Annotated in this window: 16 protein-coding genes and 1 pseudogene; 12 read left to right on the top strand and 5 right to left on the bottom strand. The window is 73.4% G+C overall.

Annotated features, from left to right (window positions below):
• The 4 genes and pseudogenes from HLB09_RS07115 to HLB09_RS07130 form a co-directional block, all read right to left on the bottom strand.
• Nucleotides 1-532: pseudogene (locus HLB09_RS07115) on the bottom strand (hypothetical protein); the annotation flags it as partial.
• Nucleotides 532-1,260, bottom strand: a complete 729-nt coding sequence (locus HLB09_RS07120) for a hypothetical protein (protein ID WP_171202699.1) — start codon at nucleotides 1,258-1,260, stop codon at nucleotides 532-534. The gene HLB09_RS07120 and the pseudogene HLB09_RS07115, both read right to left, overlap by 1 nt.
• 63 nt (nucleotides 1,261-1,323) lie before the next feature.
• Nucleotides 1,324-1,605, bottom strand: coding sequence for a hypothetical protein (locus HLB09_RS07125; protein ID WP_171202700.1), 282 nt, complete (start codon nucleotides 1,603-1,605; stop codon nucleotides 1,324-1,326).
• Nucleotides 1,606-1,618: 13 nt separating this feature from the next.
• On the bottom strand, nucleotides 1,619-2,809 hold the full coding sequence (locus HLB09_RS07130; protein ID WP_171202701.1) for a MinD/ParA family ATP-binding protein: 1,191 nt from the start codon (nucleotides 2,807-2,809) through the stop codon (nucleotides 1,619-1,621).
• 200 nt (nucleotides 2,810-3,009) lie between these two features.
• Here HLB09_RS07130 and HLB09_RS07135 point away from each other — a divergent pair, with 200 nt between their 5' ends.
• The 6 genes from HLB09_RS07135 (at nucleotide 3,010) to HLB09_RS07160 (ending at nucleotide 7,460) form a co-directional block, all read left to right on the top strand.
• On the top strand, nucleotides 3,010-3,447 hold the full coding sequence (locus HLB09_RS07135) for a helix-turn-helix domain-containing protein (protein WP_171202702.1): 438 nt from the start codon (nucleotides 3,010-3,012) through the stop codon (nucleotides 3,445-3,447).
• A gap of 206 nt (nucleotides 3,448-3,653) precedes the next feature.
• On the top strand, nucleotides 3,654-4,019 hold the full coding sequence (locus HLB09_RS07140) for a hypothetical protein (RefSeq protein WP_171202703.1): 366 nt from the start codon (nucleotides 3,654-3,656) through the stop codon (nucleotides 4,017-4,019).
• On the top strand, nucleotides 4,016-5,137 hold the full coding sequence (locus tag HLB09_RS19875) for a M23 family metallopeptidase (RefSeq protein ID WP_171202704.1): 1,122 nt from the start codon (nucleotides 4,016-4,018) through the stop codon (nucleotides 5,135-5,137). The genes HLB09_RS07140 and HLB09_RS19875 overlap by 4 nt, the downstream gene beginning before the upstream one ends.
• A 71-nt stretch (nucleotides 5,138-5,208) precedes the next feature.
• Nucleotides 5,209-5,457, top strand: coding sequence for a hypothetical protein (locus tag HLB09_RS07150; RefSeq protein ID WP_171202705.1), 249 nt, complete (start codon nucleotides 5,209-5,211; stop codon nucleotides 5,455-5,457).
• Between the two features lie 342 nt (nucleotides 5,458-5,799).
• Complete coding sequence (locus HLB09_RS07155) at nucleotides 5,800-6,744, top strand: helix-turn-helix domain-containing protein (RefSeq protein WP_171202706.1); 945 nt, start codon at nucleotides 5,800-5,802, stop codon at nucleotides 6,742-6,744.
• Nucleotides 6,745-6,875: 131 nt separating this feature from the next.
• Nucleotides 6,876-7,460, top strand: a complete 585-nt coding sequence (locus HLB09_RS07160) for a hypothetical protein (RefSeq protein WP_171202707.1) — start codon at nucleotides 6,876-6,878, stop codon at nucleotides 7,458-7,460.
• 370 nt (nucleotides 7,461-7,830) lie between these two features.
• Here HLB09_RS07160 and HLB09_RS07165 read toward each other — a convergent pair whose 3' ends face one another.
• Complete coding sequence (locus tag HLB09_RS07165; protein ID WP_171202708.1) at nucleotides 7,831-8,031, bottom strand: hypothetical protein; 201 nt, start codon at nucleotides 8,029-8,031, stop codon at nucleotides 7,831-7,833.
• A gap of 272 nt (nucleotides 8,032-8,303) precedes the next feature.
• Here HLB09_RS07165 and HLB09_RS07170 point away from each other — a divergent pair, with 272 nt between their 5' ends.
• From HLB09_RS07170 to HLB09_RS17770, 6 genes are all read left to right on the top strand, one after another.
• On the top strand, nucleotides 8,304-8,486 hold the full coding sequence (locus HLB09_RS07170; protein WP_171202709.1) for a hypothetical protein: 183 nt from the start codon (nucleotides 8,304-8,306) through the stop codon (nucleotides 8,484-8,486).
• A gap of 69 nt (nucleotides 8,487-8,555) precedes the next feature.
• Nucleotides 8,556-8,813, top strand: coding sequence for a helix-turn-helix domain-containing protein (locus HLB09_RS07175; protein WP_171202710.1), 258 nt, complete (start codon nucleotides 8,556-8,558; stop codon nucleotides 8,811-8,813).
• A 397-nt stretch (nucleotides 8,814-9,210) separates the two neighbouring features.
• Nucleotides 9,211-10,245, top strand: a complete 1,035-nt coding sequence (locus HLB09_RS07180) for a DUF4192 family protein (protein ID WP_171202711.1) — start codon at nucleotides 9,211-9,213, stop codon at nucleotides 10,243-10,245.
• A gap of 217 nt (nucleotides 10,246-10,462) precedes the next feature.
• Nucleotides 10,463-10,738 carry a hypothetical protein gene (locus HLB09_RS07185; RefSeq protein ID WP_171202712.1) on the top strand — a complete coding sequence of 92 codons (276 nt, stop codon included), beginning with the start codon at nucleotides 10,463-10,465 and terminating at the stop codon, nucleotides 10,736-10,738.
• A gap of 237 nt (nucleotides 10,739-10,975) precedes the next feature.
• Nucleotides 10,976-11,920: a ParA family protein gene (locus HLB09_RS07190; protein ID WP_171202713.1), complete on the top strand. Its 945-nt coding sequence runs from the start codon at nucleotides 10,976-10,978 to the stop codon at nucleotides 11,918-11,920.
• A partial coding sequence (locus tag HLB09_RS17770; RefSeq protein WP_212770697.1) for a hypothetical protein occupies nucleotides 11,917-12,139 on the top strand: 223 nt, incomplete at its 3' end. The genes HLB09_RS07190 and HLB09_RS17770, both read left to right, overlap by 4 nt.

Raw genomic sequence — 12,139 nt, forward strand, 5'->3', positions numbered from 1 at the left:
CGCCGACCATCTGCGCGGAGTTGCCCGCCGCGATGGCGTCGTTGAGCGCTCCGGTGGTCTCCTCGACGCTGCCGGCGATGCCCCACCGGATGATCGAGTCCGTCAGCGCGCCGGTCAGGCCCAGGACCATGTTTCCCAGGAGCGGGCCGAGCAGCGCCCCGCCCAAGAACAGCGGCGTGTAGAAGGTCACCGTCTCGATCACGTCGTCACCGGAGACCCGGCGCCGCGAGAGACCGAGGAAGTTCCACCCGAGGAAGACCACGAACACGAAGATCGACAGGGCCCACGACACCGCGTACGCCGAGACGAACCACTCGGCCGACAGGTCCGGGTGCGTCAACGACTCCAGCGCCGGCAGCACCACACCCGCCAGGCCCGCCGCGGCGGCCTGGAGGCTGTCGGCCAGGTAACCAAGGGGGTCCGAGGCCGCGTCGATGACCTGGCTGACCGTCTCGGCTCCGTCAGCAATCCGGCACCTGGGCGTCCAGGCGACCCCGGGCAGGTCGCAGAAGGACGGGGTCTCCGCAGCCATCAGCACCCGCCCACGTAGGGCGTGCCGATGCGCTCAAGGTCTTCGACGGAACGTCCGTCCGTCACATCCTGCAGACGCCAGGTGCCATTCACGGCCTCGAGGCGCAGAGACCCCCACACCTGCGCCTCTGCGACGGCAGCGCCGTTCACCGTGCCCGACCCGGTACCCAAGACCGAGACGATGGCGCTGGTGCCGTCGTAGCTCTCGACGTAGTAGCGGCCGTCCGCGAATGACGTCGAGGACGTCGTCCCCGCGGCGTCCTGGGTTCCCGAGATGGCCTGCGCCGCATCGGTCGCATCCGAGGAGAGCACCTGCTCGGCCGTGTCGGCTTGGAACGGTGCTGCGGGGGACCCGGTGGCCCAGCGGAAGACCGTGGCCGCGAAGGACGCCGCGCCCTCCGCGGTGAGAGGTGCCTGCTCCTGGGCCGCGAGGACCGCGGCGTCCAGCTCGGCGGGGCCGCCGAGGCACCCGCTGGCCTGCTCGGGTGCCTCGGTCTGGCCGGGAGAGGGCGAGGGAGAGGCGGACGGCGTCGGCGCCACCGGCGCCGCCGGGGGTGCGCCCTCCTCGGGCGCTGCCCCCAGCGACTGCTGCCCTCGTGGTGCGAAGACCGCGACGGTGACGGCCACGACCGCCACGAGCAGCAGCAGCACCATGACCACCCACGCCCAGCGAGGGACGCTGGAGTGGGAGCCAGGTGCTCGGTCAGCAGTGCGTGCCGTGGCGCTCATGGGTCCTCATTCGCGGGTTGGTGCGGTACGTGAGGCGGGCCTGACGCGGGAAGGGCCCCGGGGTCAGACGTTGAAGATGGCGATGAAGATGCCGACGATGACGGCTAGGGCGATGAGCCCGCCGAGGGCGATGCCGGCGTTCAGCGCCTCCTTCTTGGACTCACGCAGGTTGCCCGGGTGACCGCCGCGGTTCTGGGCGATGCCGAGGATGCCGTGGGCGAGGTAGCCGACGGCGATGAGGATGGCCAGGCCCCACAGGCCCGCGGCGAGCTTCTGCCAGATTTCGGTGAACTCGGCACCAAAGATCGTGAAGTTGGGGATGATCCCGTCAAGAGGGTTCGTCATCGGGGTTTCCTTCTCAGCTCTGACCGGCGGTCGCGGTGGCGGGGACGTCGCCCGAGGGGCGACGGGCGGCCTGGAGCTCGCGCACCAGGTCGACGTCGGTGGGGGCGGCGCTCAGGGCCGCCACGACGGCGGCCGCGGCCGCCGTCCAGGCGCGGGTCGATGCCTCGCTGAGGTCGCCCAGGGTGAGCTTGCCGCCCAGGCGGATAGCCGGGTCAAAGGGCACCTCGACGACCGTCACGTGCAGCTCCTCGAGCCGGGCGCGGATGGCCGTGGCGATGTGGTCGTCCTCCGGCCCGCCGTCGTGGGAGAGCACGACGACCGCCTGCGCAGGCAGGGCGTGGCCGCTGCGCTGCTCCTCGGCGGCGATGGTCGCCAGGACCTCCTCGACACCGTTGAGGGAGTCGATGGAGACCAGGCACGGGATCACCACCGCGTCGGCGGTGCGCAGGGCGGCCACGTAGGCGTCGTGCTGGGGGTTGTTGCCGGTGTCGGTGACCGTCACCCGGTAGTAGGTGTCCAGCAGTGCCCGTGTGGCCAGGACGTCGTCGGCGCTCAGCACGGGCCGTCCGGCGACGGAGCCGATCACGTCTGCGTGGGAGGTCTGCGGGGCGGTGTAGACCCCGAGGGTCCCGGCCGAGGTGACCGACCCGGCGCCGGCCAGCAGCTCGGCCATCCCGCGCTGAGGCTCGCCCTCGCCGCGACGCGAGAGTGTCCCGACCGACTCGGCGGCCTCCCAGACCACGACGTACCCGCCGCGGACGTGACCGAGGATGCCGGCCAGCAGCAGCGAGGTCGGGGTCTTGCCGACTCCGCCCTTGGGGTTGGTGACCATGATGTTGACCGCCCGCGGCCAGGTCGCCAGGCGGATGGCGGAGATGGCCTGACGGTGGGCCTGCTCCTCCTCGCCCGGCGTGAGCTTCATCAGCCCGCCCGTGGCCCGCGACAGCCGCCCGCGCCAGCCCCAGCGGGCCGGTGCCGGACGGGTGCGCGGCGCGACCTGCACCGAGGTCCGCGCCGCAGCCGGCGCCTGTACCTCGGCCGGCGCGGTCGCCGGCGTCAGCAGGCCGTCGACGCCGCCCGGGCGCTCTGCGGGCGCCTGAGCGTCGGCCGTGGGCGTGGCCGCTGCCTGCTCGTGCTGCTCCTGCTCGGTGTAGCGCGCGACCCGCTGCGCACCTCCGAGGACCTGGCGTGGCTGCTCGGCCATGTCGCTCCCCCTTGTGTCGGTCCTGACGGTAGTCGCCCGTTCTGGGCGGTCCGACGCTAAGTCACTGTATGTTGCACCCTATCAACATATGGTGATCGCGAGGAAGTGCGGGCAACAAGACGTTGCGGAGGGGGGGACGTGGGATGGTGCCGCCACTCGGGGAGCTGACCAGTGCCCCCCTCGACCGACGAGCTGGATGGATGCACCCGCGACTGCTGGACCTGCGCGCTACCGCCGCGCTGGTGGCCGTGACCCCGCAGACGGCCCGCAACTGGGCCCACGCCGGGCGCATCCCCGGCGTCCGCGTCGGTGGCTCCTGGCGCTTCTGGCGACCGGCCGTGCTGGCCGCGGTCGTCGGCCCCGAGAGCGCCCAGCGTTCCGAGGCCCGCGAGCCCGAGGTCGACGAGCCCGGCATCGTCGGCATCAAGCAGCTGGCCGACCTGCTCGGCGTCCACGACCGGACCGTCAACGAGCTGCTGCGCCGGGGACAGCTGCCCGGCCGCAAGATCGGCAACTCCTGGCGGCTTAGCTGGCCCGACATCCGCGACGCCATCGCAGAGGGGCGGCCCTTGGTGCCGGCGGCCACGGAGGCTGGCGCGGAGGCTCCGGCGTCGACGTCCGAGGGGAAGACGTCATGACGCACCGTCGAGCCCCCCTCGTCGCCCTGCTGCTGGGCGCAGTGGTCCTGACGGGCTGTAGCAGTCCGCAGGACACCGCGTCCGTCCCCTCGACCGCAGCGTCACAGCAGACACCGACAGCGCTCGGCCCGTCCAGTCCCCCACCGGGGGGCACGGGCCCCTCGGACGAGGGGTACGCCACGGCCCCGGCGACGGCTGCGCCACCGATGGACGACCACGGGGACGAGCTGCCGACCACCGAGGAGACCGTCGCGCCCGAGGTCGCCAGCGCGGCCGAGGACCGGGCCACCGCCTTCCTGCGCGCGTTCAGCCGCATCGACCTCGCGCAGGACGCCTGGTGGACCGGCGTCGAGGGGTACTTCACCCCCCAGGCCCGAGCCATCTACGAGTCCACCGACGTCGCCAACGTGCCCGTCTCCAGCGTCGTGGAGGACTCCGCCCGCTTCCTCGAGGACACCAGCACGCCCTACCGGACCGAAGTCGCCGTCGACACCGACGCCGGCGCCTACACCGTCGTCCTGGTCCGCGCCGACGGTGACTGGCTCGTCGAGCGCGCCATCCCGCCGTCGTGAAGGTCGCCGCCGCCGTCGTCGCGGGCCTGCTGCTGGTCGGAGCCGGCGGGTGCACCGGCGTGGTGATGATCGCCGCCACCGGCGGACAGAACGACCCCTCGGCCACCTGCCGCCCGGCGGCCACCGCTCCCCCAGCGCCGTCCGCGCAGCCGACGCAGCCGGTCATCGTCGCGGCCGCCAACAGCGCACCCACCCAGCTCCCGGCCACCATCGGCGCCTACCAGGGCGAGCAAATCACCAACGCCGCCGCCGTCATCCAGGCCGCCCGCGACCTCGGCCTCGACGAGCGCGCGCAGACCGTCGGGGTGATGACCGCCATCGGTGAGTCGACGCTCATCAACGTGGACTACGGGGACAAGGTCGGCCCCGACTCCCGCGGCCTGTTCCAGCAGCGCTCCAACGGCGCCTGGGGGTCCTACCAGGACCGCATGACCCCGCGGATCGCCGCCACCAACTTCTTCCGCGCCCTGGTCAAGGTCGACGGGTGGGCGTCGATGCCGCCCACGCTGGCCGCCCACGCCACCCAGCACAACGCCGATCCCTACCACTACGAGCCCTACTGGGACGACGCCGTGCAGATCGTCTCGGTCCTGTCCGGCAACCCCGACCTCGCCGCCACCCTGCCTGCCAGCGCCGCCGAGGCGTGCGTGCCCGGCACCGAGGTTGTGCCCGCCGCCGACGTGACCGCTGGCGGCTGGACAGCCCCGGCCGGCGGATCCTTCACCAGCCCCTACGGGATGCGCACCAACCCCGTCACCGGCATCTACAAGCTCCACGGCGGCATCGACCTCGCGCCCGGCTGCGGCTCGCCCATCTACGCCGCCGCCGCCGGCGTGGTCACTAGGGCCGGGTCGGCCAGCAGCTACGGCCACCTGATCGTCGTCGACCACTCTGCCGGAGCCGGCGACGTCGAGACCTACTACGCCCACATGTACGCCCCCGACGTCCTGGTCGACGTCGGCCAGTCTGTCGCCGCCGGCCAGCAGATCGCCCGCGTCGGCTCCGACGGCAACTCCACCGGCTGCCACCTGCACTTCGAGGTCCACCTCGGCGGAGAGCGCACCGACCCGCGCCCCTTCCTCGCGGACCGGGGCGTCGACCTAGGGGCGCTGACCTGATTGCAAGCAGCGTCGGCGTGTCGCGGGAAATGTGCGCACCTAGCAAGCAACCGCGGTGAAGGGTGATCGTCATGGCACGGATCAAGGGAAGGCAGGCGCGCCCGGCAGGCGCCTCGGCCACGCTCTACGCCCGCGTCGCCCCGCACAACATGGCCAAGGCTCAGGCCGCGGCCGGCGCGCTGGGGATGTCCGTTGCCGCCTACCTCGACGCCCTCCTCGAGCACGAGCAGCTTGATGAGCAAGGGCGCCCCGCGTGGTGGGACCAGCAGGTCTACGCCTCGAGTGACCAGGAGGAGCTGCCGCTGCAGCGAGTCGGCTAGGGCAGCGCCCTAGACACGACGAAGGCCCCCGCGCCAACGGGGGCCTCGTCTTGAAGCAGATGACCGGTTGTCAGCCGGTCCAAGTACGTCCCTCGGCCAGAGAGGCGTTGTTGTGCCTTGACGATAACCCCTGCCCACCGGCAGGGGCCAGACCCGATCCCCGACACGCCCAGCAGTCCCCCCGCACGGGGGGCCCGGCGGCGTCGTCGCGGGCATCTGGCCCTGCTCGGACGACGGGCCCTCGAACGTCACCCCGCGGCCATCGCCGCGGCGATCCCGCGCGGATCGACCCGCTGCCCCGGCCAGCGTCGCTGGCTCGCAGCCGTCGCGGCCCACCCCGACGTGGCGACCTGGCGCGCCGACCGCGTGGCCAGCTACCTCGCAATCGCCCGCGAGGTCGCCCTGTGCGCGGACTGGACCTGGGCCACCACCCGCCCCACCTGGGACCACCTCGCCCAGCGCACCGGCCGCTCGCGGCGCACCGTCGCCCGCGTCCTGGCCTGGCTGCGCGCCACCGGCCTGCTCGGGCTCGTGGCCACCGGCCGCTCCGCCGGAGCCGCCGCCATGGCCGGCGACGACGGCGCCGACGCCGCGCTCTACGTCCTTGCCGTCCCCCACGCCCTGCGCCTGCTCACCAGCCCCTCCCCCGCTTCTGCGGCCACTGGCCGGGAGGACGCCCAGCCGGCCCCCACTCCGACGGGTGTGCATGAAGTTGGCACCCCATCCCGCGAAGCGGTCTCCGAAGGAGACCCCCGCGCGGGCGCGCGCGCGAAACTCAGTCCCCCCACCGCAGATCGTCCGCTCACCGCATGGCCGCCGTCGCGACGACCGGCCACGAGGCCGGAGATGGCCGCTGCCGCTGCCACCGCCCGAACCCTGTGCCCACCGCTGCGGGCCACCACCGCGCCCTGGGTGGTCGCCCTGCTGCGGGAGTTCTGGCTCGCCGGCTGGACCCTGCGCGACACCCTGCGCGCCCTCGACGAGCGACCCGACGGCACGCCCTGGCCCCACACCACAGGCGTCCGCCACGTCCCCGGCTGGGTCCGACACCGCCTCGCCGCCTGGGTCACCGACGCAGGCACCCCCCAGCGCTCCCCCTCCCAGACCTCGGCCGCCGCCCAAGCCCACACCCGCGCCCTGGCCCGGGCCCGGGACGAGCGCCGCGTCCTCGAGGACACCCAGCGAGCCAGTGGGACCGAGGCCGCGGCCGGGGCGGCAGCGGCGCGCGAGGCGCTGCGCGCAGCCCGGAACCAGTCGTCCGCGCACCGCCGACCGGGTCGGCGATGATGAGTCCCGCGCCGGCCTGGAGGTCCCCCCGTCCCCCAGGCCGGCGCCCGACAGCCAGCACCGGCACCACCGGCGACCAAATCGCCCGCCGGACCACTTGAGGCAAAGCACCCGAGGTACCGGGAGACGTCATGGACTGCTGCGCGCACCGGCCGTGGACCGCCGCCACGGTCGCCTTGCTCGCCGGTCTCAGCGCCACCGCCTGCGCGCAGCCCCCAGCAGCGCCGCAAGGGCTGCTGCAGCCGAGCGACCTGCAGCAGCTCGAGGTCGTCGACGCCCAAGTCGAGACCCCCATCGGCTCAGTGACCCGCTGCGAGGCCGTGCGCGACCCCCACCGCGAGCTCCTCGGAGACGGGGACTTCTACCGCTACGACGTCAAGACCGACGATGACCTCGCCGGCACCGTCTGGACCGGCGCCTACCGCCCCGACGCCGACGACGTCGACACCCTGTGGGACTACCTACCCACCACACCGACCGAGTGCCCCGACATCCGCCGCGTCGAAGCCGACCGGGCCATGGCAGCCGGCGCCGCAGAAGCCGCCGGACTCGACCCGATCGACGTCCAGGTCTACAACGCCTCCGGGTACGGCACCCGCGCCTACGCCCTCGTCGACGACCGGGTCGTCGTCGTGGCCACCAGCCACGACCTCACCCTCGACGTCGATCTCCCCCAGCTCGTCGCCACCGCCGTCGAGCGCTCCAGCGGCACTTGACCGCGTCCCCTCCACGCTCGCCGTTTGGCTGAACTGCCCCTCGCCCCCACGTGGACGGCCCGAGCTCGCACGCGGCTCCACCCGCCCACACCGGGGACGACGGGACCCACCCCTCACCAGGCCCGCACCCCGCCGGCTGACGCCGACCGGGCACGGCCCCCCTCTCGTCAGGACCAGGTCCTCGAGCGCGCAGTACGGGCCGCTGCTCTGCCCCCGTCCCCCCGACAGATGCCGCCCGTCGGCGGCGACGGTGGGGTCCAGGGAGGCCCGCAGGGCCATCGCGCAGCGACGCGGCACGCGCCCTCGACGCCCGCCGGCGGCGCTGACACCCTCCGGTGACGGGAAGGACCAGAACTCTTGTCCGCCGACGTCAGGTGCTCTGCTGCCTGTGCTGGTGCCGCCACTCTCGGGCGTTGGCAAGCACGATGACGATCGAGGCGACCACGAAGACGTACAGCGCAGGCCTCGTGGCGCCGCCCACGATCGCGATGAGCAGGCTAGTCACCAGGAGGGCGGCCGCCAGGCCTAGCAGCGGGTAGTAAAACTGGCTGCGCGGTGCGGTGGTGGCCATGTCAGGCATCAAAGCAGCGAGCTGCCGGGGCTTGCGGGCCCTTCTCGGAGCGGCCTGCGGCCGCGCAGCGTTCCCCTGGGCGACGTGGTGGTCACCAGAGCTGGAGCGGCAGGTCGTCCCAGCCTGGCAGGACGGGGACCCCGACCCGTCAAGGCCGCTGCGCGCCGCTACGCGGTCGGCTCCGCCGAGCCCTGACGGCCCACCCTCGCCCTGCCACCCCGGGACGCCGACCCGCCGCACCCCGCGGCGGAGCAACCATCGAGGAGGACCCCATGGACGTCGACGACAGCGGCCTGGACGACGAGCTGTTCCCGGCCTGCGACGCAGCCCACGCCGGCGACCGGCACAGCGACGAGTACGGCGTGACCTACATCTGCGACCTCGTCGACCTCGACGAGGGACCCACCTACGCCTGGGTCCTGCTCGACCGTCCCCAGGACCACCGAGACCGCTGACCGGCACCACCGGGGGCGCTGTGGACCACCGCAGCGCCCCCGGGGCTTGGGTGGCTAGCGTCGCCGCCCGTGAGCACCCCGCCTCCCGAGCCGTCCCCGCCGCGGCGGTTCCTGACCGTGCCCCAGGTCGCCGAAGAGCTCAACGTCTCCGTCGCGCAGGTCTACGCCCTGCTGCGCGACCGCTCCCTCGCCGCGATCAAGGTCGGCGGCCGCGGCCAGTGGCGGATCGAGCGCGACCGCCTCGAGGACTACATCGCACGGGCCTACGCCGACGCCGCCGCCAGCCCCGTCGAGGCCGTCGACGAGGACGACCAACCCACCAGCTGAGGTCCAGCCCGCGGTCACCGTCGACCGTTGCACGGCTTCAAGACAGGAGCCTGCGGCTCTCCCGGAGCGGCCTACGGTCGCGCTGCGCTGCGCCTTCCCTCCCGGCTTCCGATGCTCGCCGCCTCCACGGCCTCGGCAAGCCGGGGCTCGCTGCGCTCGACCCCTCCGGGCGCCACCTCGCCGGCTGCGCTCCCTCGTTCCTCGGTCGCTGAGCCCGCCGACGAGCCACCGCCCTGCGGGGTAGACCCCGGCTCGCGGCTCCGCCGCGCCCTACGGGTGCCTACGCCCGCTCCACCGGCGCTCATCTCCATGCCGGGAGGGGGCGGGGGGTGGTCACACGGGGCCAACGCCCCCATCACCTCCCAGCCCACCTCACCCACGAGCACAGGAGACCCCCATGGACGTCATCCGCATTGACCAGGCCCGCGAGGTCCTCGCCGCCGTCGCCTCCACCCTTGGCTTCCAGCCCACCGACGCGCTCGTCCTCGTCGGCCTACGCGGCCCCCGCAACCTCATCGGCCCCGTCGTCCGCATCGACCTGCCCGCCCTCGAGGACCCCTCCGCCGTCGCCCACCTCGTCACCCTGGCCACCACCCACACCAGCACCTGCATCCTCATCACCTACACCCCCGACGACCAGCGCCCCGCCGGACGCCGAGCCGCCGCCACCCTCACCGCCGCGCTCGACGAAGCCCGCCACCCCGTCCGGGCCGCCCTGTGGGCCACCCCCACCGCCTACGGCTCCACCACCTGTGCCGACCCCGCCTGCTGCCCCCCGGACGGACTACCCATCGGCGACCTCGACGCCACCGTCATCCGCGCCACCGACGTCACCAAGGGCCGCGCGCTCGTCAGCAGCCGCGCCGACCTCATCCCCGCCCCGGCCTCCCCCACCGCCCGACGCCACGCCGAAGCAGCACGAGCCGCCTGGTCCACCCAGCACCCGGCCACCGACCCCGACAACACCCTCACCGCCCTCAAGGTCTGGACCACCGCCATGACCACCCCCGAGGACGTAGACGCCACCACCTACGGGCGCCTCGCAGCCGTCCTGACCCACCCCGCCTGGCGAGACCTCGTCATCACCCACGCCGCCACCGACGGCACCGGCATCGACCACCAGACCGGCACCGCCCACCTCGACGCCGTCCGGGCGATGATCGCCGCCCCCGGAGAGCCCACCCAGCGCCCCGGCCAGAACCTGCCCGCCGCACTCGACCTGCTCATGCGCACCGCCGCCCACGCCACCGGCTCCCCCGCCGCCCACGCCTGGGCCGCCACCGCCCTGCTCGCCTGGTACTCCGGCCACGGCGCCCGCGCCGCCCTCGCCATCGACGCCGCCCACAAGGCCGACCCCGACAACAGCCTCGCCGACCTCGCCGCCCAGATCCTCGCCGCCCAGATCCCGCCCGCCTGGACCCACACCCCCTGAGGCACAGGGCGGGTCACCCGACGCACACCGCCGCGCCGGGTGACCCGCCCTCCGCGCCCACGCCACACAACCGACGGGCGCCGGCGGGATCGCCTCCGGCGATGCTGCTCTCAGCGCGACGCCGTCGCGCCACGCGCCTCGGCCACGAGACCAGCAGCACCCCGCGCCTCGAGCCCGCACAGGCCCGACCACCCACTCCCCCACCCCGGACGGACAGATGAGCGAGCCCACCCCCGATGAGCTCCGCCAACAGCTCCTCGACGCACCCCTCGCCGGCGACGACGACGTCATCGGTCTCACCCGACGCCACGCCATCAAGATCGCCGCAGTCCTCGACGCCTACACCCGCGGCAACCAACAGCTCTACTACGACGCCGTCCTCGACGCCCGGAACCTCCTCCTCGCCCACGCCTACGACGGGCAAGGCGCCACCGGCATCCCCACCCCCGCAGACGCCGGCAGCCGGCTCAACCACTGGCCCTGGCCCACGTAGTCACGGATTACCGGAGTCACAGACTCACTGAGCAACAGAGGCGCTGAGTTGGTGAGCACAGAGACGGTGAGTAACAGAGCTGCAGCCACCGGACCCCCGACCGTCTGCGTTAAAGCCGTGGCGTGTCGGTGTCGGATTCAAAGCGCGGACTGCGTAACTCTGTAAGTCACGCAGTCCGGAAGCGACCGACGGCACCCACGTCGCGGAGCCACTGAGTCACAGAGTCAGGAGGTCGAAGTGGCGTACACGGGAAGTCGCGTCGTCGCCGTCGTCAACGGCAAGGGTGGCGTCGGCAAGACGACCATCACCGCGAACGTCGGCGGCATGCTCGCCGCCGGGGGAGCGCGCGTCCTGCTCATCGACCTCGACCCCCAGGGCAACCTCGCCGAAGAGCTCGGCTACGCCGGCACCGACGCCGACGACGACGGGCTCGCCCTCGCCCAGGCCCTGGCCTTCTCCGCCCCCGTCACCCCCCGCCTCGGCGTCCGAGACCACCTCGACGTCCTCGTCGGCGGATCCCAGCTCGACATGGCCGCCGCCGGCCTGACCATGCGAGCCCACAAGGACCCCGCTGCCGCCAAGACCGCCCTCGCCGACGCCATCGCCGGCTACGTCGAGGACTACGACCTCGTCCTCATCGACTGCCCTCCCGGGCAGGAGACCCTCCAGCAAGCGGCCCTCGCGGCCGCCCGCTGGGCCCTCATCCCCGTCAAGACCGATGCCTCCTCCCGCAAGGGCCTGCGTGACGTAGCGCGCCGCCTCGAGGCCGTCGTCGACATCAACCCCGACCTCGACCTGCTCGGCGTCGTCCTGTTCGGCGTCAACCGCGCCGCGCGCCGCGTCAGCGACACCGCCCGCGCCGCCATCACCGACGACCTCGGCTCGCCTGATGCGCTGTTCACGACTGCCATCCGCCACGCCGAAGCCGCCGCCCAAGAGACCCGCGACCGCGGCCTGCTTGCCTACGAGCTCGAAGAAGCCGTCCTCGCCGCCCCCAAGTGGTACGAGCGCCTCCGCGGCGCCACCACCGGCCAGCCCGCCACCGGGGGAGAGGGCCCCCGATCCCGCAGTGCCACCGGCCTCGCCGAAGACTTCCAAGCCCTCGGCGAAGAGATCATCGCCCGCATCTCCCACCGCGAAGCCGCCGCCGACGCCGTCACCACCGCAGGAGGGACCCGATGAGTACCGACCCCACCACCTCGCCGCGCCGCGCCCTCGCCGGGCTTCCGCCCCGCAGCGGCCGCTCGTCCGCCGGCGTTGCCCGCCTCATCCGCTCCAACCGCGACGACCAGCCCGATGCCACCGAGGCTGCTGCACCGGCCGAGGTGACCAACGGCACGCCGGCGCCCGCGACCACGGAGCGACAGAGTCTCGGAGTGCCGGACTCACAGACTCCCGGGG

It is taken from the genome of Pseudokineococcus marinus (assembly GCF_013004605.1).
Lineage (GTDB): Bacteria > Actinomycetota > Actinomycetes > Actinomycetales > Quadrisphaeraceae > Pseudokineococcus > Pseudokineococcus marinus.